Origin of the sequence: Rhizobium sp. L51/94, assembly GCF_019355555.1 — a bacterium.
Lineage (GTDB): Bacteria > Pseudomonadota > Alphaproteobacteria > Rhizobiales > Rhizobiaceae > Rhizobium > Rhizobium rhododendri.
On the sequence record NZ_CP072143.1, the window covers coordinates 178,280 to 197,542 of the forward strand.

Below are 19,263 nucleotides of genomic sequence, written 5' to 3' on the forward strand. Positions count from 1 at the left end.
GTCAAGTTGCCCGGTTGATAAGACCTACAGCTAATTACAACGCTCGGTGCGTAGTATTCTACGGCGTAGAGGATACGTTATATAGGGGACCTTAGGACGCTGACTGGTTCGTGTTTGCGTAACCCTACCCCACGCTGCACATAATGAATAGGAACCAGATGTAGGCTGTCCTAAGGGCCCTTCTGTCTTTGGTAGGTGGTGATGTAAGTTTCCGTTGTGAGGCTCCGCACAGACGCTCAACCGCAGCAAGCTGCTGTACCTCGTCCTTATGGGTCTATCGAATTTTCGTTCGGGGCACTTGCGGCGGCTAGACACTTAAACATCGGCATTGGGGGATGCAATTGCACTTGAAAACAGTACTGCGGCTTTGGCGACGTTTTCCCTGTCTCACAAGGTCGACTATCAGGTCTCGCTTGCAGGGTGGCTTGGATTTCAAACCGAAGGCAAGGGAGGCAGTCCGATCAATGATCTTAAGTCGATCAACCCGGAGATGGTCCAATGCATCTATGGCCAGGATGACAGCCACGATAATGCCTGTCCGGCGTTGCGGGGCACCGGAATAACGGTAATCAGCATGCCCAGAGGACACCATCTTGGCGGAGATTACGAAAGGCTTCCTCAACATATTATCGCAAGCATGAAAGCACGCATGAACAAGTGAACTTCCTGCAATCCGTCCAGCCTAGCCGGCCACATTAGCTGTGCGGGCATATAAATTGCACGCAATTTCTCCGCTGCCGTTGTTCAGGAAATATAAACTTTGAGGTAACGAACATGATTGCCGCCGGACACTTCGAACTCTGGAAAAATACCAGACTTGGCAAAGCCGCTGCGAACAGCCAAAGCTCTGGGGTTCATAGATAACTTCACTTTCGACCTCAATTGCAATTTGGCACGTTAAGTCCGCGCCGCCCGGCATCAAATGAAAACGCACCGTGATGGAGGCCGCATGTCCTGGCGCACATGTATTTTGTCGTTCATAGCACTTTCTGGCATTTGGTTTTCGATAACCCCTGTATTATTACCATCGGCGTCTACCAGCACGACTTATGGCGATAAGGACGCCGCGCCTCCAATCTCTAACGAATTTTCTGACGCGTCTTCTTTGGCTGGTGGTACAGGCCATCACAACGAAGCAGAGACGATTAAAGTCCCGGAGAGAATTGGTTTAAAACTTGTTTATGGTCGCCAAGGTGACCACGGAAATCAAGACAGCAAAACCAGAAAAGAAGAGACTACCGGCGAAGTTGACGATAGGCCGGGTGATGGTTCCAGCGCTGATGGAGATGGTGAGAAAGCCGGTGCGGGGGAAGCCGCTGGCAATGGGGAGCCGCCCGGTCAGGGCTGTGATTTTTCACAAGTTGAAGAACGCTGTGAAAACTCTATAACTCCAAATGACGAGTGCTGCGCCGGGGAATGACAATCAGCGTATGTTTTGTGAGCTAGAGTGGCGCGTTGCAACACTTGGCGCAGGTGTCGTGTTGGGCGATAGTCCCTGAAATTTCCAAGGTAGATTTCGCTGTCAGCAAGCTGGTTGCAACTGCATCCTGATGTTCGAGAGCAACGTTCCAACCTGAGCATCTGTCAATTTCGCGCCTTCTATGCACGTAGACGAGCCGATGCTTTCGACTATCGCGACTTTGCGCAAGGGATGGAGACGATCCGGGCGATAAAGCCTTCAGGGCATTCCAACGGCCTTTGAACTCATCGATTTCTCCGATAAGCTCGACCAGGTCCTAACCGAGAAAGAATGATCGCTCTTTCATATCGGGATATCCAATTCCATGCCCGATTTAGCTATTTCTAATTTCCATTCAACGTACACCAATTTGGAAATTCAGTGAAAGTGGAGGAAGCGGTCTGGAACACGGCTTCCAAGATGAGGTTCGACTTATCATCTACCCCGCGAAACGAGCCACTGTGAGACCGACCAACGGTGTAAGATCGGTCGCCCTGACGGAAGCACCTTCAATCTTGATTTCCTAAGGCACGCAATCATCCGAGCTTATCGATGAGGTCGAATAGCCGAAATTTCTGGCGAGCCGATATCCATTCCTTTGTTCAATCCCGCCGGAGGCGAGAGAACATTTCTCTCCGTCCCGAATCCCTATTCCACAATCGCGAAAGCGCGCGGAGGTCTAGCCCCAAGCCGTCAGGCCGCAGGCGAAGCAAGCGAGGGCTTGACGAACGCAAGTGTGCGATAAACTTGAAAAGTAACCGATGAGAATTCAGCCGATCTGTGCCTGCCTCATGCTCCTTCAAGATGCCGATGATCTGTTCGTCTGTAAAACGGTTGCGCAGAAGGAACGTGAATTTTGACATTCAGCATCGGGACATCACCACAAAGAGGGTCAAAACGCGGCCCCGGTTCGTTCACCCTTTGGTTGAGCCACATTAGAATGTTGCACCGCAGATGGAACACTTGGCGAACGCGTTGCCTGCTCGTGAGTAAGGGAAATGACTGAATTTCGGCCTCTCAAATTGAGCTATACTATTACTCGACTTTTTCATCCTCAAAGTGTTCCAGACGGCGACCGCAAAGCCACGAGCAGCGGTCTGAGCTTGTGCTTGCGCCGATGCTTTTCAATCAGGAAATCGATCCTCGCGATCCAGTCGTCAAAGCGACCGGCAGCGTCGTAGGCGAGCGCTGCCTTTTCAAGCCATTGGGCCGCTAACACGTATTGCCCCGAGTGCCCAGCCTCCATGATACTGCCAGCCATGCGTTCGGCGATACCAATCACCCAGTTTGGATGGCTGGCATGCGCCACGTCCGCAAGCCGCATCAAAACCGTGTCGGACGGATTTCCCGGCAAGGTCTCAAGGTCGACGGACCGCATAGCCTCCTCGATCATGCCCTCGCTGAGGTAGATTCTCGTTCTGTCCCAGGCATGGCGCGCAGCCGCAAGGCTGGTCAGCAGGCCGGCACGTAGTTCGATCCAATCAGGTCCAGCCAACGTCGCGGCGACCTCGAAATCCTCAAGCGATAGACTCTCCTCAAAGGCTCGCCGCGCCGCCAACACTGCCAGATCCTTTCGTCCCACCAAACCGGCATTGTCTCTCAGCCAACGGGCCAGGCTGGCCGCTCCCGAGAAACGATTGCCCTCAGGGTCCAGGCTTACCCCCCACTCGGCAAGGTCTAGCGCCGCATCACCATAACCGGCTTCCTTGAGCAGGCGCCCAAGCTGGAGCGTCTCCTCGCCAGAGCGGAACCATTTGCGCGCATGGTCCCCCGCTTCATCGATGCGTCCGAGCTTGACCAACATGGCCGTATAGTCGCCATGGAGGCCCGCCGCATTCGCAAGATTGAGGAATGCGTCGATCCGTCCACTGATGTCGAGGACACGCAGCCGCGCTTGCGTCAACCGCTCAGCCGTCCAGTCACTTTTTCCCGAAGGCGGCCAGGAGCGGCTTCTTCCCGCCAAGGCGTCGTCAAGGCCGATCTCATCCCAGCCTTGATCGAGGGCATCAACCGCGACCTGCAAATAGGCATCCAGCCCATAGTCGTCGAGCATGCCTTGCCAGATATCGAGCCGGACCATCAGGTCATCGCGTTCTTCCAGAGGGAGGTCACACATGAGGACTGCCTCGGCGATGAGCTGTCCAAGCGGGGAGAAAAACTCGTGCAGAGTCTCATCGAAATCAGCCTGGTCTATCCAGGCGGGCACCAGCGCTTCCATCAGCGGCACCAAAATCTTCAGAGCATCGCCTCCTTTGCCGATGTCGAGGAACGGCCTTGCGTTGTCGATCAGCGCTGCGAAGGCCTCTTCATCAACGGCACCTACGTCATCGTCCCAGCGACGCCGGCGCGAATAGCCTCCCGACAACAGCCGCTCGGCCTGCCGCCTGACGAGCTCCGAATCGACAGCAGTTGCGACCTTGCCCGTCGCCCCCGGTTTTCCGGTTTCCAGTTCTGCCTCGAGCCAGGGTTCCAGTCCAGGATCCTGTCCAGCCCTCTTGACCAACAGGGCCATCAGAGCCTGACGATCAAGGTCGGCAACCATGTCAGCAAGAGAGGGACGTTGGGCAACCGCTCCGGGCGCCTCTCTGTATTTCAGAAGCGCGGCGACGATATGTTTGCAGGCACCCCCCCAGTCATACGAGCAGGAGCAACGCGTCGCGGCCACACCACCATCATGAAGTTCTATTGTGACGGCATAGGGTGTGAACTCGCTCCCTTCGACCTCGGCAATGATCCGCTCACCGCGGCGCTCCAAGCCGGAAACCGCACCGCGACGAAAGTACTCCCGGCCACGCGTGAAGGATTCCACCGTCGCCAGCGCGCGCACGTCGCTCTCGTCGAATATTGCATCCTTCATGGATCGTCCTCCTCGTCAAACCGAACCCGCGGCCGCAGGCTTCCTCGGCTGCATCTTCCTCATGCGCGTGCTCGCCATTCACCGGTTTCTTTCAACCATCGGCCGCCCGCAGCTTTTTTCCTGCTTAGTAACCCCGTATCCTCAAGGCCTCGACATTTGGCAGGTCGCGCAGCGTCTCCATGCCAAACGCGGAAAGGAAGTCAGGGGTCGTCACATACATATACGGCGCACCGGCGTTGGACTGCGTGTCCCCGAAAAAAGGAAGCTGCCCCGCGAAGCGTGGCGACGACATCGCGTCCGCTATCTCGTGCCGGTCGAGTGCTGAGAACGAAGCGGCTGGTGCCAAATACTTGCAGCAGTAGAACCGGCTTCGACATTGATTTGAAATACCTCCCTCGGATGTGGTGGTTGACCACGGACGGCCACAAGATAATGCGAAATGCGGCAGCGTGCGCCACACATCTCTCCAGATTCGGTCAAGCAAAGGACTCTAATCATAAATAGCATCCCTTTCTGAACAGTCGGCCGATCCTTTGATTGGCCCGATAGCCTGAAGGATCTGAAATGACCCCTGCCCGCTTCCGAGAATGCCTACGCTCAATCCGCTGGACTTCGGTCGACATCGTCAACGCTCTGCAGTGCGACCTGGCCTGGATCGAGGGACTGGAGAGCGGGGAGATACGGATCCCCGAGGACGTTGCCAGCTGGTTAGACAAGCTTGCGTGCTTTCATGCTGAAAACCAGCCGCCCACAACCTGCCGAGCTAGATCCGTCTATCCTAGAATGTTGATCGACGCCGGGCGACCAAATGCTCGCCAAGGCTAGACGGTCTGGCTCTGCGGCATCGACATCATCCCATGAGGTGGACCGGTCTTTGACTCTCAAAATATCAAGCGGGGATCGGTCACTCCCACGTTCCACTATTGTAGATCGTGCTCGCTGACCGAGCTCGCCCCCTCTTGCCGGCACCCAGCCCCGCATATTTGTCGTCGGGTTTTCGGGACAGCGGCAACAAGATGACTTATATGTTGCCGTGGGTCTCTCAGATGCCGGGTTGGAGGCCGTCCATTCAATAAAGCCGTCGTTAGGGACGCGACAGCGGGTTGCAAAATGCAGCACTCGCAGACAATCCAAAATGGTTAGTTCCTGCTAACTTTATCGCAGCTGACGAGATGATATCTTTAGGCTTCTGGTTTGAGGACTCCAGAGTGCCGCGTGCGTTTGCACAATTTCGACCTGATTGTCTCCCAAGGCAGAATAGCCGACCGCAGCCGCAACGCCATGCGAGGCGCTCGCCTGACGGCGTCTGCTCTTGCCGAGCGATATGGATTTCTCCAAACCGTAGTCGGAACGCCGCGATCGCATGAGATCGACGGCTGGGCGCTCAGCCTTCGCCAAGCCAGCACAACGCTTGCCGCACTTAACGCGGCCGTCAGGTATACGCTGAGCGCCAATCGTGTGCCGCTCCTAATTGCCAACACCTGCTCTGCCAGCCTTGCGACACTTCCAGCTGTCGCCTCCCGGCTACCGGATATCAAAATCTTCTGGGTTGATGCGCATGGTGATTTCAACACGCCGTTCACAACGGACACAGGCTATCTCGGCGGCATGGTCCTCGCGGCAGCATGCGGTCTCTGGGACAGCGGGCACGGCGCAGGCGTTGCGCCGGAGAACGTCCTCATCGCCGGTATCCGGGATAGTGACGAGGAAGAAGCGGCTAACTTACGGAGCGCTGGTGTCCGCCTACTAGCGCCTTCCGAGGTCGAGCCTGAAGCAGTCGCCGACTTCATTGGCAGCTCGAAGCTCTGGATCCATATCAATTGGGACGCTCTGGAGCCGCGCCACGTACCTGCCGCCTATGAGGTTAGCGACGGCTTGATGCCGCAACAGCTTCGGGATGTGCTGATGCGGATCCCGCACACCCAGATTGTGGGTATAGAACTTGCCGAATTTGAAGCGCCAGACAACGAGGCTGAATGTTCAGCAGCAATTATGACCCTTATGGAGATCGTTTGCCCGGTCCTAGACCGGTTTGTTTGAGCCGGTTCAGAGATGTTCCGCTGTTATGCTCCTTAACAGATCAGGAAGTGAACAGCTGGCTCAAGCCAAGATCCCGCAAAGCACGCGCGTCATTACGATCAGTCTTGTTTGGCATCGTCGACCCTATTGCGGAAGCGCTGGACTATATGGCCCGCTTTCCGCAGTCCGACGAACTGCTAGCCTCCTTGCAGAGTATGGATGGCTGATAAGTTTCAATGTGCATTTGTGCGGTGGGCGAAGGCGGGTTCGATAAGGGTCAGGGTTGCCATGATCTGTCGTTCAATCGCCACCGGGTCTTCGCTCTCGGTCAGGCGCCAATAACTCCATGTCGCATTTACGAGAGTGTATATGCTGATCCCCAAGTCGAAAAGATGGTCCTCCGGCCACGATGAGCCCAGCCTTTGCAATAGTCTCACATAGTTCGAGGCAAATAGCATCGAGTGGGAGCGCGCGATGCGCAGCAGGTCCTCGTAATAGTAGGAAGCGTCAACGATCGTTCGGTCCAGTCCGATTGAAAGCTGGTAGGCCCAAGTCGCACGGATCAGTTCCGCGAGTTGGTCTTGCCAATCGTCGGGGTTAATCGCCTCCGAGCCTCGTTCCAGAAAAGCCCGCACTTGCCCGAGTTTCTCTTCGTAGATTTCAGCGATGATGGCTTCCTTGTTGGGAAAATAGTCGTAGATCGATCCGACCTTTACACCAGCACGCTCGGCCACCGCATTGGTGGTGATCGCACGTATGCCATGCGTGCGCATGACTTCGTGGGCCGCATCCATGATGGTTGCCTTGATTTTCCTCGATCGTGCCTGAACCGGCTTTCTCTTGACCGCCTGCAACTCGTCGTCAGCCATATGTGTCTCCCTTCGTGACGACACCCACCATTCTGGCCAGAAAATTGCAAGACTGAAAATATGCCTCTTGCATCGCCCTCTAATCCGAGTAATCATCCGGATTAGAGGGCGTGACACCCTCTCGCACCTTATTGGGTGTCACGGAGAGAATTCCCTCTCAAAAAGGGGAACTTCCATGCTTAACCGCCGCCAATTTTCGTTGTTTACTGCCTTGTCTACCGGAGCCCTGATGCTTGGCGCGTCGCCCAAGGCCTGGGCAGCAGTGCCTCAGGTGGCACGTTTTCGCCTCCCGATTGATCCGGAAGGCCTATATAATGTGCAGAGCATATCGCTCGTCGTCAGCGGTGTTCTCGGCAACCACCTCTTGGAAACGCTGATCTACATTGATGATACGGGAATGCCCCAGCCTTGGCTTGCCGAAAGCTGGCAGGCGAGCGACGACGGCAAGGTCGTCACATTCAAGCTGAGAGGCGGCAAGACGTTTCACGACGGCACGCCCTTCGATGCGCAGGCTGTGAAGTTCCTCTTCGACACAATCCTGGAGCCTGCAAACGCGTCTCCCAGCAAGGGCATCATTGGTCCGCTCTCGAAAGTCGAAACGCCAGACAGCATGACGGTCGTCTTCACCTTCGCAAAACAATTTGCACCATTCATAAACTTGCTCGGCCAATCTTTTTTCGGCTTCAATTCACCAACCGCGGTCAAGGCAGCGGGCGCTGCCTATGCGCGCCATCCGGTCGGCACGGGCCCATTCATGTTCGATACCTGGCGCCCGGGCTCTAGCACTACTTTGGCAGAACTGGTTCTGCGGTTCGAATGTGCGCTTTGCAGTGGGGACATCGGATTGTGGTCATGGGCGTGGCGAGTGCGCTGATGACGGCTCGACGGATAGCAGGCAGGGTGGGTTCAGGCGGCCCCTTGCGTGCTTGTCGCTTCTTTTTTTTCCCGCTTTGCAGTCTGCAATCTCTGGTGCTGGAGGAAGGCGTAGGCGATCATCGTCATCAGAGCGTGCCGATGTAGCCCTTGCCATGATCGGCCTTCGAAGTGGTCGAGGCCGAGTTCCTCTTTCATCTGCTGATGCGCTTGCTCGCAAACCCATCTCGCCTTGATGGCGGCGGCCAGCGCTTTCAACGTGGCGTTAGCCGGCAAGTTGGACAGGTAGTATTTACGCTCGTCGTTTGATCGCCATTCGCCAACCAACCAGGCTTCCTCGCCCGGCATGTGTTGCTGTCCCTTATCAAGAATGCGTTGCGGCGTGCCGTCGGCGATCCGGACGCGCAATGCTGCAAAGCGTGCCGTCAGGCGGCCCTTTGTGCCACGCCGCCAACTGACCTTCTTCCAGCTTGCATGCGTCAGGATCGTCTCCGAGGCAACCGACAGAATGTCGGGGATCGGATGCTTGCGTGGGCGACCATGACCGGAGATGGGAAAGATCAATCCGACATCATCGGGATAAACCTTCTGATGCTTGGGGATACCGACCGCCCAGGTGAGGCCACGTTCACTCAGCCCCTTTCGGAACGTAGCCGACAGGCCGTAGCCTGCATCAGCCAGCACTGTGCCAAACCGGACACCAGCCACGATCAACCGATCGATCTCGTTAAGAGCGATCTCCGGCTTGGTGCGCGGTTTGCGTATCGGCTCGGGAACGCCAGCTTTTGCCATTCGATCCTCGTCACTGGTCCAGCCCTCGGGCAGGAACAGACGCAAGCCAACCGGAACAGGAACCTCGTCTCGGGCAAGCGTCACCGACACCAGCGTCTGGCAATTTGCCCTCTTGCCCAGCATCGAAGCGTATTGCGGCGCGACGCCGACTGAGTGGTCGCCTTTCTTGGGAAGGCCGGTATCATCGATCACCAGAAACGCATCTAACGCGCCAACGATCCTGTCTGCCTGTCGCGCAAGCTCAGTCTCAAGAGGAACAGCATCCCAAAGGCCATCGGAAATGAAATGGTGCAGGCGGTCGTACTGGCCTGGAGCAAACCGTTCCGCCATCGGCTCGATACTCTTGCGGTCACCCGGTCCAATGAGCCCAGAGACGTAAAGCGGGCACATCTGTCGTCGCTTCTTGTGTTCGAGCTTGTCCAGAAATGGCTGCAAAAATGCTGAAAGCTCCGTATCCCAATCTGCCATATCGCGCTCCCAACGAAGAGAGCACAATCATCTCAAACCAGCCTTGCCCCAATCTGCCAAAGTAGTGCTAGGCCACGGACTCATTAGTTGAGGCGATCCATATCCTCGTCGCGACGAGCTTGAGGGCGGCCATGTAATTATCAGCGCGCCGGTCGTATCGCGTCGCGAGGCCTCGCATCTGCTTGATACGGTTGAAGAACCGTTCCACGAGATTGCGTTGACGGTAGACCCAGCGGTTGAAGCTGAATGTCTGCTTTCGATTGGCCTTTGCAGGGATATTCGCCCAACACTTGCGTTGCTTGGCAAAGTTACGAATTGCATCGGTATCATATGCCTTGTCGGCGAGGATCGTCGCGCCGGGCCGCAGGTCGCTCAACAGCTTTTCAGCCATCGGTGCATCGCCGGCTTGGCCGGCGGTGAGTTCGAGCCGAACCGGTCTGCCATCTGCATCGACAAGAGCGTGGATCTTTGTCGTCAGGCCGCCGCGCGAACGTCCCATGCAAGGATCGGCAGATCCCCCTTTTTAGCGTTGGCACCATGCTGGTGAACGCGAACACAAGAACTGTCGATCATCACGATGTCTCCATCGTAACGCTTTGAAACGGCGTCCAGAAGACGATCCCAGACGCCCGCCTTGCGCCATCGGGAGAACCGATTGTAAAGCGTCGTGCGCGGGCCATAACGCTCCGGCACATCTCGCCAAGACGAACCAGTCCTGAAACGCCAGAGGATGCCGTTGATCACCCGGCGGTCATCGACACGTTCAATTCCACGGCTATTGTTCGGCAACAGAGGTGCAATGATAGCCCATTCTTCGTCGCTCAATTCGTGACGGCGCATAGCAATCTCCTTTCAAGGAGATTGAATCATACACCGTCAATAAGATGAACCCCGTTTATGGGGACACTGCCTAGCATTACAGTTGCGTATTTTTACAAGTTCTGAATCTATAGGCCTCCATGATTCGGAGGTCATGGATGATGGGTGCATCGATCGAGACAACGTTGGAACTTTGGGCATCGTCGCTGCGTGAAGTTAAGGCGCGTATGCGCGGATTGTTTACGCAGGAGCGCGTTGCAGCATCTGCAAACCTTTTCCTGGACGGCTTGTTAGGTGATGAGCGCCGTAAGACAGGTTGGATGCGCGCTGAGGCGGCTGGCGATCCTGGTCCGTGGCGACAGCAAGCCATCTTGGGTCGTGGACGCTGGGACGCAGACGGACTTCGCGACATTGTGCGCGAGTATGTTGTGGAGCACCTTGCCACAGATGATGCGGTCCTGGTCATTGATGAGACCGGCTTCCTCAAGCAGGGCAAGACATCTTGCGGTGTTTCACGTCAATATACAGGGTCAGCGGGCAAGGTAACGAACTGCCAAATCGGTGTGTTCACCGCCTATGTTTCCGATCGTGGTCATGCCTTTATCGATCGAGCCTTGTACTTGCCAAAGAGTTGGACCAGCGATCCGGCAAGGCTTGCCGCCGCTCATGTTCCTGAAGCTGTAGCCTTCGCTACCAAGCCTGCCCTCGCTGTCGATATGATTCGGCGGGCGCTGACAGCCAAAGTGCCGTTTTCATGGGTGGCAGCAGATGCGGTGTATGGCGTCGGAGACGTCGAAGGAGCGCTGCGCCGAGCCTGCAAAGGTTACGTTCTTGGGGTTAAATCCGACCATCATTTTGGCGCTTGGTCTGGTAAGCCTTTCGTCGCAGGAACCGCTCTTGAGATTGCCCGTGATCTCGATCCGGCTGCATGGCATCGCCTTTCCGCTGGCGATGGCACAAAAGGCGCGCGGCTTCATGACTGGGCCTACTGCGAACTGGCCGATATCGATGCCGACGAATACAGTGATACGCAAACCGGGCTTTGGACGCGTGGCTTGTTGATCCGGCGCAATATCAGCGATGGCGACCTCGCATTCTTCACGACTTGGTGCCCGGCCGGAACAGGCATTCAGACGCTCGTATCCGTAGAAGGTCACCGTTGGGCAATCGAGGATAGCTTCGAGACAGCCAAGAACGAACTCGGCCTCGATCATAACGAGACCCGCTCGTGGCATGGCTGGCATCGCCATGTCTCGCTCGTCATGCTCGCCTTCGCAATGATGGCTGTGATCCGATATCGCGCCAATAATGCGGCACCCCAAAAAAGACCGAGGATGCCGACCATCACGATCTGATCCGCTGGTCCATCCAAGAGGTCCGACGCATTGCGAATAAGCTTGCCCAGCGGCGTATAAAGCCCGCCCACATCATCGCATGGTCATGTTGGAGACGAGCGCATCAAGCTGCCGCCCAACGCGCTCACCTGAAATCAAAATTGCAACTGTAATGCTAGTATCGAACTTGTCAGAAACCCGAATTTCAAGCAGTTCCGTCCAGATGCAGCAAACCAGGGATTGCCCCATTTGGACCGCGTAATCCTGAACGTCATGCCGGAAGAAGGCGTTGTCAGCTCCGCATTGCAGACGGACGAACTGGACGCGGCTCTCCTGACAGCTGATGCGACAAAGCCTTTTGCCAGCGATCCGCTTTACAAAGTCATCAACGACCAGAACGCCAAGAACCTGATGTTCATGGAATTCAACTACAAAAAACAGCCATTTGGTGATCGGGCATTCCGCGACGCGCTGAGCTACGCCATCGACCGGGAATCGGTTCTGGCAGCAGCATTTGGCGGCAATGGTAAGATCGCCCTTGGCCCCCTTTCGCGCGGCATTCCGGGCTACGACGATGCCGTTGCGCAGGCCCATGGGACGCCTTACAATCCTGAAAAAGCAAAGCAATTGCTGGACGCAGCCGGCTGGGTTCTGTCGGGATCTACCCGCTCAAAGGCTGGCATGCCGGCCAAATTCACCGTCCGCAGTTATGCCTCGAGCAATACAGAGAGTGCCCTTGCCGTCATTCAAGCCAATCTGGCCGATGTCGGGATCGCCGTGGAAGTCAGCACGGCGGATTGGGGCACGTTCTATCCGGGTCTCCTGAAGCCTGACTGGGATATGGATCTCAACCGTTGGACGTGGTCGGACCCCAGCGTGTTGTCGCAGCTGTTCCGTTCGCCCGGGCATCGCCAGTTGCTACCGGCCAATGCCGCGATCGACCAGGCACTGGACGGGGCCGATACCGCGCTTGATCCCGTCAAGCGCCTGCAGTTTGTGAGCGATGCCCAGAAAGCCCTCCTCGAGGACAGGCTGATCCTGCCGATTCTGACCGACTGGCCGATTAACGTCGTGCGGACTGCCCTGGAGGGGTACCGCGTGGACTACCTCGGCAATCTTTATGCTGCCGATCTGAAAATGGTCGGTTGACCTCGGATGCTCCAGTATATTGTGCGACGGCTGCTACTGCTCGTCCCCGTGATCGCCGGTATCCTCATGATCACGTTCCTGATGAAGGCGCTGATCCCGACGGATGCAGTGACAGCCATGTATTCCGGGCAGCTTTCGGAGAAGGATGCCGCCGAGGCCATCGCCGTGATGCGTGCAAAATATCATCTGGACCTTCCCTGGTACCAGCAATTCTATGTCTACGTGCGCGATCTCCTGGGAGGTAATCTTGGGGAATCCATCCGGTTGCGCAAGCCGGTGATCGACGAGATCGGCTATCGCTATGTCAACACAATCATCCTCACGGGCGCGTCTCTAGCGATCGCGCTGGTGGTAGGTTTGGCGGCGGGCATTCTGGCCGCCGTCAAACGCAATAGCTGGCTGGATGTGAGTGCGACCACGGTCGGCCTGTTCGGGGTCTCGATGCCGGCCTTCTTTTTCGGCCTGCTGCTCATCCTGTTCTTCTCGGTCTGGCTTCGCTGGCTACCGGTCGTGCCGCGCGGCCCGATGTCGCTGCTCCTGCCGGCGTTGGCACTTGGCCTGATAGAGGCGGCTCCGCTGTCGCAGGTCGCGCGTACCAGCATGATCGATGTATTAGGCCGTGACTATATCCAGGCCGCACGAGCCCGCGGGGCTAGTGAGATGGGGCTGATCTTCCGTCACGCGCTTCCCAACGCGCTGATCGTGGTTCTGACACTGGTCGGGCTGCAGATCGGAAACCTGCTTGGCGGCGCCTTCATCATCGAAACCATCTTCGGGTGGCATGGCATCGGCGAACTTGCCGTCAACGCGATCCAATGGCGCGATTTCACCCTGACGCAGGCGGTCATCCTCGTCAGCGCCGCCAGCTATCTCGTCATAAACCTAGCGGCCGACATTCTTTATGCCTGGCTGGATCCCCGCGTGGAGTTGACGTCATGAGCCTTATTGCCGTCGATAAGCCGATGTTCGTTGCGACCCCGCGTTGGCGTCAATTTTGCGGGAAACTGGTGCGCAACCGCTCGGCGATGATCGGTGGCGGCATTGTTTTGCTGCTGTTGCTCACCGTTGTTCTCTCACCTCTGGTCGCGCCGTTTGATCCGCTAAAGGTCAATCCGATCCAGCGCCTGAAACCGCCGAGCGCGCATAACTGGATGGGCACAGACGAGGTCGGCCGTGACCTATTCAGCCGGATCCTGTTCGGCACCCGCTACTTCGTGCTGATCTGCGTCGTCACAGCGTCGATCTCCGCCTCCATCGGAACGCTGCTGGGGCTTGTTGCAGGTGCAGGCTCCAGCCTGACGGACAGTATCATCATGCGCTTCATCGATGTCCTACTCGCTTTCCCGTACATCCTCATGGTGCTGGTCGTCGTAGCCGTTCTGGGGCCGAGCCTCTGGACCGGAATGGTGTCGATCGGCATTGCAGGCATTCCGGGCTATGCGCGGCTGGTACGCAGCGCGGTGCTCACCGTCCTAGGTGAAGACTATGTGGTGAGCGCCCGCGCGCTCGGCGCCGGCGAAGCCGACATCCTGTTCGGCACCGTGCTTCCTAATGTGCTGTCCCCGCTCATCGTCTACTTGTCTTTTTCCATGCCGCTCGCAGCGCTCCTCACATCCTCACTGTCATTCGTCGGCCTCGGCACCCAGCCGCCTGCACCCGAGTGGGGCGCCATGCTGGTCAATTCGCGCACCTACCTTTTTTCCGCCTGGTGGGCGGTCGCGGCGCCGGGAATGGCCCTGTTCGTGTCGATCTTTGGCCTCAATATTCTGGGCAACGGTCTGCGTGACGTGCTGGATCCGAGGAACTGACAGGATGAGCGCGATCTCTGTTCCACCACCCCTGCTCGCGATCCGAGACCTGCGGACGGAATTTCGCACCGGTCGCGGTACTGTTGCCGCCGTCCAAGGGGTCGATCTGACCATCGCGTCGGGAGAGATCGTCGGCCTCGTTGGCGAATCCGGTTGCGGCAAGTCCGTGCTGGCGCAGTCGATCATGCGGCTTGTCCAGGCGCCCGGCATCATCACCGGCGGCGATATACGCTTCGACGGACGAGACGTCATGCAGATGTCGCGCAAGGACCTGTCCCGGTGGCGCGGGCGCGATGTCGGCATGATCTTCCAGCAGCCGCACAGCTGCCTGAACCCAGTGCGCCGCGTCGGCTGGCAGGTGGCGGAACCGTTTCTACTGCAGGAAAAGATCAGCAGAAAGGCGGCTTGGTCGGCAGCGATCGATCTGCTGCGCTCTGTCGGCATCCCGGCGCCCGCTGCAAAGGCAATGGCCTATCCGCATCAGCTCTCGGGCGGGCAGGCGCAGCGGGTTATGATCGCCATCGCGCTGGCGCTGAAGCCCCGTCTGCTTATTGCCGACGAACCAACCACGGCCCTCGACGTCACCATTCAAGCCCAGATCCTCGACCTTCTGCGCGACAGCTGCCGCATGCTCGGTACGTCGCTGCTGCTCGTCACCCACGATCTCGGGGTCGTCGCCCGGCTTGCCGACCGTGTCGCGGTCATGTACGCCGGCTGCATTGTCGAGGAAGGACCGGTCCTGCCAATGTTGACCGCTGCTGCCCATCCCTATGCGAGCGGTCTGATCGATGCTGCGCCACGGCTCGGACAGATCGGCCGGCTGAAGGATATTCCAGGCGGCATACCCGATCTCAGTCGCCCGATTTCGGGCTGTGCATTCGCGCCACGCTGTGAACGGCGGCTGGAACTCGCGCTCACGCGCTGTCTTAGCGAGGCGCCACCTTCGGCTCTGCTGGACGCTGCGCATCATGCCCGATGCTGGGCGCCACGGACGACGTTAAACCAAGTCGACCCTCTCCATGGCCCGGAGACCAGACCATGAATGTCCCACCGCTTCTCAAGGTCGATGGTCTGGAGGTGCGCTACCCCGTGCGCAAGGGGCCATTCGGCCGGGTGGTCAGCCACATTCATGCGGTCGATAAGGTCAGCCTCACGCTCGACCGCGGCGAGACGCTGGGTTTGGTGGGCGAGTCCGGGTGTGGCAAGAGCACGCTTGGCCGGACACTCATAGCGCTTCAGACACCCACGGCCGGCACGGTGCTGTTTCGTAATCAGGATCTGTTCGCGCTGACACCGGGTGAACTGAAACAACAGCGCCGTTTTGCCCAGATCGTCTTCCAGAACCCGCGCTCCTGCTTCGATCCGCGCCGCACTGTCGGCGCGTCGGTGCGCATGGCGCTCGACGTCCAGCAATTGCTTGACCCGGCGGACCGTGACGTAGCTGTGGCGGACATGTTCGCGAAGGTCGGCCTTCGCCCGGAACACCGGTCGCGCTACCCGCACGAGCTCTCGGGCGGTCAGCTCCAGCGCATCGGGATTGCACGGGCGCTGATCCTGCAGCCCCACCTGATCGTCTGCGACGAGCCAGTCTCGGCGCTCGATGTTTCCGTACAGGCGCAGATACTCAACCTTCTGCGTGACCTCAAGACCGAACTCGATCTCGCCCTGCTGTTCGTCTCCCACAATCTTGCGGTTGTCGAATACATCGCCGACCGCGTCGCCGTCATGTACTACGGCCGGATCGTCGAGACAGCGCGAACCCGGGACCTGTTCAGCAATCCGCAGCACCCCTATACCCGCGCACTGCTTTCCGCCGTGCCTTCACCCGATATTTCCCGCCGCGACGAGCCCATGCCAAAGCTCGGTGATCCGCCCGATCCGGCGCAATTGCCGAGTGGCTGCCGTTTCCGCACCCGGTGTCCGCTCGCCTTCGAGACATGCGCCGCGATCGATCCGGAAGACATCGAGGTGAGCTCTGGCCATTCGGTTGCATGTCATGCCGTGGTGCACCGATGAACGATCCCGATAAGACTGGAGGACGAGCCATGACCCCATGGTTGAATGCCGCACTCGCCTATGTCGAGCGCTGGATGGAGTATCAGATGGCGGCAACCGAGCTTCCGGGATGCCAGCTTGCAGTGGCCAAGGATGGCGTGCTGGTGCTCGAGCGGGCCTTCGGCGTCGCAAACCTTGCAACCGGTACGCCGCTTACAGCGGCGCACCGGTTCCGCGTCGCGTCCCATTCGAAGACTTTTACCGCCGCTGGCATCATGAAACTGCATGAGGAACGCCGGCTGCATCTCGACGATCTGGTCGGCACCTATGTGCCGGGCCTGCACCAAAGCGTCGCGGACGTCACCATTGGCCAGCTTCTCAGCCATGCTTCGGGTCTGATGCGGGACGGAACAGAGGCTCCGCACTGGCAGGTTCGCCAGCCGTTCTTCGATGCGGAAGAACTCGGCATGCAGCTGGCGCATCCCCTCGCAATCGACGCCAATACGCGGTTCAAATATTCCAACCTGGGCTTCGGGCTCCTCGGATCGGTGATCGAGGCGATCACCGGGGAGACTTATATAGACTGGATCGCCCGTGAGATCGTCGTGCGGAGCGGTCTTGAGCAGACCGTGCCGGACATGCCGCTGGCAGAGGGCGTTCCCGTTTCGAGCGGTCACAGCGGCCGCGTGCCGTTCGGACGCGGCAGCATCCGGGGCGACAATCCGACGTTCGCTCTGGCGGCGGCCACCGGCTTTGTCAGCACTGCTGGCGATCTCTCCCGGTTCTTTGCCAGCCTCGATCCGGAGGCCGAGACAAGCGTGCTTTCGGTGGCCAGCCGGCGCGAAATGACACGGCATCACTGGCGTGTTCCGCAACAGGCGGATGCCAGCCATTACGGTCTCGGCACGATCTCGATGGACATCAAGGGCCATGCGCTGTTCGGCCATGCTGGCGCCTTTCCCGGCTTCATCAGCCGGACCTCGGTGGTGCCGGAATGGGGTCTGAGCCTGTCCATCGTTACCAATGCGGTCGACGGGCCGGCAAATGAGTGGGTGGAAGGGATCGTCTCTATCTTCGATACCTTTGCAAGTTATGGGGCGCCTAACCCGACGAATGCCGACTGGGCAGGACGCTGGTGGACCCTCTGGGGGGCAGTCGATCTTGTGCCGATGGGCGACAACGTCCTCCTTGCAGATCCCGCTGCTTTGCAGCCGTTCAACGATGCGACCATGCTTGCCATCGATACGCCGGACAGCGGACGGATTGTAGAAGCAAGCGGTTTCGCAAGCCATGGCGAAGGCATCAGGCGCACCCTGGCAGCCGACGGAAGCGTTCAACGCCTGTATCTTGGCAGCAGCGAACTGGTCAAGGAACCCGCCGATTTGGCAATCGAACGGCAGCCGCCACGCCAGGCCCCTGCCCCCCAATAGACGTGCCGTCACATCACTCTGCCATTGCCGTCATCCCTCTTAGAAAGTGTCATCCGATATGCCTGCCATGGAAAGCATTGCGGCGCGAGCCGACGAACTCACCGCCATCCGACGCGATCTTCACCAGCACCCCGAAATTGGCTTCGAAGAGGTCCGAACGTCGGGGATCGTTGCGGAACAGCTCGAAAGCTACGGTATTGAGGTCCATCGGGGCATCGGCAAAACCGGGGTGGTGGGGATCGTCAGGGGGCTCAAGGGCGAAGGCAGGACGATCGGTCTGCGTGCCGACATGGATGCGCTGCCCATGGAGGAGCGTACCAACCTTGCCTATGCCTCCAGGAACGCCGGTCGTTTCCATGGCTGCGGCCATGACGGCCATACCACCATGCTCCTGGGAGCTGCCCGCTACCTCGCAGAGACCCGCGCTTTCGCCGGCACGGCGGTGCTGATCTTTCAGCCAGGCGAAGAGGGCTGCGGCGGCGCGCGCGCCATGCTTGCCGACGGACTATTCAGACGCTTCCCATGCGCCGAGATCTACGCTCTTCACAATTCTCCGCAGGACGATCCCTACCGCATCGGAATCAAGCCCGGCCCGGCAATGGCCGGTGCCGATTTCTTCGACATCCGCGTGCGCGGGCGGGGAAGCCACGGCGCCCACCCTGAAACCTCGCGCGACCCCATCATTGTCGCAACTGCACTCGTCCAAGCGCTGCAATCGATTGTCAGCCGTAATGTGAGCCCCCTAAAGCAGGCGGTTCTTTCCGTCACTCAGGTTCACTCGGGCAGTGCCTATAACGTGGTGCCGGAGGATGCCGTGATCTCGGGGACAGTGCGCTTTCTGGACCGTGACGTGAACGATCTCATGCGCAAGCGCATACGAGAGATTTCGACCGGCATTGCTCTGTCCTTCGGCGTCGAAATCGATGTGGACATCCGCAATGTCTTCGATGTTCTGATGAACACCGAAGATCTGGTCGAAGGATTTATGGCAGCGGCACGCGACATCGTCGGCGACGACCAGGTCTATCTGAAAACGGCCCCTGTGATGGGGAGCGAGGACTTCGCAGATATGCTGCATGTGTGCCCTGGGGTGTACTGCACCATCGGGCATGCCGGCACGGTGCCGGTTCACAATCCGGCGTTCATCCTGGACGACGGCATCCTGCCGGTCGGTGCAAGCCTGCTGGCACGCATCGTCGAGCGGCGGCTGCGATCAGCAGCCACCTGAACGGACTTTTAGAAGGCACAAAGGCCGCGGTCCGCCCTGAAGCACGGCTGGGTGTGCGGCTAGTGCTTTTGCCAATTTGATTGAACGTACAGCATCTCGAGGTCTTGCCTTCACTTGGCCGTGGGGCTCTGGGCCCAAATTTGGTAAGCATTTTGCCAATGAT

The 19,263-nt window shown here is 58.4% G+C and carries 15 protein-coding genes and 2 pseudogenes; 12 read left to right on the plus strand and 5 right to left on the minus strand.

What is annotated here, in order from left to right; all coding sequences use genetic code 11:
* Positions 1-328: 328 nt before the first annotated feature.
* Positions 329-661: a virulence factor gene (locus J5274_RS24980; protein WP_219276011.1), complete on the plus strand. Its 333-nt coding sequence runs from the start codon at positions 329-331 to the stop codon at positions 659-661.
* 288 nt (positions 662-949) lie between these two features.
* Entirely contained in the window at positions 950-1,420 is a 471-nt protein-coding gene (locus J5274_RS24985) for a hypothetical protein (RefSeq protein WP_219276012.1), read from the plus strand.
* Positions 1,421-2,513: 1,093 nt separating this feature from the next.
* Here J5274_RS24985 and J5274_RS24990 read toward each other — a convergent pair.
* Both J5274_RS24990 and J5274_RS29470 read right to left on the minus strand, forming a co-directional pair.
* Positions 2,514-4,316: an SWIM zinc finger domain-containing protein gene (locus J5274_RS24990; protein ID WP_219276014.1), complete on the minus strand. Its 1,803-nt coding sequence runs from the start codon at positions 4,314-4,316 to the stop codon at positions 2,514-2,516.
* Between the two features lie 59 nt (positions 4,317-4,375).
* Positions 4,376-4,612, minus strand: a pseudogene (locus J5274_RS29470) (hypothetical protein); the annotation flags it as partial.
* 919 nt (positions 4,613-5,531) lie between these two features.
* Between J5274_RS29470 and J5274_RS24995 the strand changes: the two are divergent.
* Positions 5,532-6,356, plus strand: coding sequence for an arginase family protein (locus tag J5274_RS24995; RefSeq protein ID WP_257625751.1), 825 nt, complete (start codon positions 5,532-5,534; stop codon positions 6,354-6,356).
* Positions 6,357-6,568: 212 nt separating this feature from the next.
* On the opposite strand, the gene J5274_RS25000 is transcribed toward J5274_RS24995, so the two are convergent.
* Positions 6,569-7,204: a TetR/AcrR family transcriptional regulator gene (locus J5274_RS25000; RefSeq protein ID WP_219275702.1), complete on the minus strand. Its 636-nt coding sequence runs from the start codon at positions 7,202-7,204 to the stop codon at positions 6,569-6,571.
* Between the two features lie 175 nt (positions 7,205-7,379).
* Between J5274_RS25000 and J5274_RS25005 the strand changes: the two genes are divergently transcribed.
* Positions 7,380-8,078 carry an ABC transporter substrate-binding protein gene (locus J5274_RS25005; RefSeq protein WP_219275703.1) on the plus strand — a complete coding sequence of 233 codons (699 nt, stop codon included), beginning with the start codon at positions 7,380-7,382 and terminating at the stop codon, positions 8,076-8,078.
* 38 nt (positions 8,079-8,116) lie between these two features.
* Here the strand turns inward: J5274_RS25005 and J5274_RS25010 are convergent.
* Positions 8,117-9,337: pseudogene (locus J5274_RS25010) on the minus strand (IS701 family transposase); the annotation flags it as partial.
* 67 nt (positions 9,338-9,404) lie between these two features.
* Positions 9,405-10,183 (minus strand): IS5 family transposase gene (locus tag J5274_RS25015; RefSeq protein WP_374108320.1). Its coding sequence is split into 2 segments (ribosomal slippage): positions 9,405-9,841 and positions 9,841-10,183, totalling 780 coding nucleotides; the frame shifts between segments, so codons are not numbered across the junction.
* 113 nt (positions 10,184-10,296) lie between these two features.
* On the opposite strand from J5274_RS25015, the gene J5274_RS25020 reads away from it, so the two are divergent.
* From J5274_RS25020 to J5274_RS25055, 8 genes are all read left to right on the plus strand, one after another.
* Positions 10,297-11,511 carry an IS701 family transposase gene (locus J5274_RS25020; protein WP_142832624.1) on the plus strand — a complete coding sequence of 405 codons (1,215 nt, stop codon included), beginning with the start codon at positions 10,297-10,299 and terminating at the stop codon, positions 11,509-11,511.
* 159 nt (positions 11,512-11,670) lie between these two features.
* Complete coding sequence (locus J5274_RS25025) at positions 11,671-12,639, plus strand: ABC transporter substrate-binding protein (RefSeq protein ID WP_219276036.1); 969 nt, start codon at positions 11,671-11,673, stop codon at positions 12,637-12,639.
* Positions 12,640-12,645: 6 nt separating this feature from the next.
* Positions 12,646-13,578, plus strand: coding sequence for an ABC transporter permease (locus tag J5274_RS25030; protein ID WP_219275704.1), 933 nt, complete (start codon positions 12,646-12,648; stop codon positions 13,576-13,578).
* Positions 13,575-14,447 (plus strand): ABC transporter permease, encoded by an 873-nt coding sequence (locus tag J5274_RS25035; RefSeq protein WP_224130011.1) that lies wholly within the window; start codon positions 13,575-13,577, stop codon positions 14,445-14,447. Before J5274_RS25030 ends, J5274_RS25035 begins: the two co-directional genes overlap by 4 nt.
* Positions 14,448-14,451: 4 nt before the next feature.
* Positions 14,452-15,489: an ABC transporter ATP-binding protein gene (locus tag J5274_RS25040; RefSeq protein ID WP_219275705.1), complete on the plus strand. Its 1,038-nt coding sequence runs from the start codon at positions 14,452-14,454 to the stop codon at positions 15,487-15,489.
* Positions 15,486-16,463, plus strand: coding sequence for an ABC transporter ATP-binding protein (locus tag J5274_RS25045; RefSeq protein WP_219275706.1), 978 nt, complete (start codon positions 15,486-15,488; stop codon positions 16,461-16,463). Before J5274_RS25040 ends, J5274_RS25045 begins: the two co-directional genes overlap by 4 nt.
* Before the next feature lie 29 nt (positions 16,464-16,492).
* On the plus strand, positions 16,493-17,872 hold the full coding sequence (locus tag J5274_RS25050) for a serine hydrolase (protein ID WP_219275707.1): 1,380 nt from the start codon (positions 16,493-16,495) through the stop codon (positions 17,870-17,872).
* A 58-nt stretch (positions 17,873-17,930) separates the two neighbouring features.
* Positions 17,931-19,100, plus strand: a complete 1,170-nt coding sequence (locus J5274_RS25055) for a M20 aminoacylase family protein (protein ID WP_219275708.1) — start codon at positions 17,931-17,933, stop codon at positions 19,098-19,100.
* Positions 19,101-19,263 lie beyond the last annotated feature (163 nt).

What these genes read in the sequence shown, in the direction of transcription:
- J5274_RS25040 (WP_219275705.1), top strand. Translation starts at nt 14,452, where the DNA reads ATGAGCGCGATCTCTGTTCCACCACCCCTGCTCGCGATCCGAGACCTG.
- J5274_RS25020 (WP_142832624.1), top strand. Translation starts at nt 10,297, where the DNA reads ATGATTCGGAGGTCATGGATGATGGGTGCATCGATCGAGACAACGTTG.
- J5274_RS25005 (WP_219275703.1), top strand. Translation starts at nt 7,380, where the DNA reads ATGCTTAACCGCCGCCAATTTTCGTTGTTTACTGCCTTGTCTACCGGA.
- J5274_RS25055 (WP_219275708.1), top strand. Translation starts at nt 17,931, where the DNA reads ATGCCTGCCATGGAAAGCATTGCGGCGCGAGCCGACGAACTCACCGCC.
- J5274_RS24985 (WP_219276012.1), top strand. Translation starts at nt 950, where the DNA reads ATGTCCTGGCGCACATGTATTTTGTCGTTCATAGCACTTTCTGGCATT.
- J5274_RS25030 (WP_219275704.1), top strand. Translation starts at nt 12,646, where the DNA reads ATGCTCCAGTATATTGTGCGACGGCTGCTACTGCTCGTCCCCGTGATC.
- J5274_RS25000 (WP_219275702.1), bottom strand. Translation starts at nt 7,204, where the DNA reads ATGGCTGACGACGAGTTGCAGGCGGTCAAGAGAAAGCCGGTTCAGGCA.
- J5274_RS25045 (WP_219275706.1), top strand. Translation starts at nt 15,486, where the DNA reads ATGAATGTCCCACCGCTTCTCAAGGTCGATGGTCTGGAGGTGCGCTAC.
- J5274_RS25035 (WP_224130011.1), top strand. Translation starts at nt 13,575, where the DNA reads ATGAGCCTTATTGCCGTCGATAAGCCGATGTTCGTTGCGACCCCGCGT.
- J5274_RS25050 (WP_219275707.1), top strand. Translation starts at nt 16,493, where the DNA reads ATGACCCCATGGTTGAATGCCGCACTCGCCTATGTCGAGCGCTGGATG.
- J5274_RS24990 (WP_219276014.1), bottom strand. Translation starts at nt 4,316, where the DNA reads ATGAAGGATGCAATATTCGACGAGAGCGACGTGCGCGCGCTGGCGACG.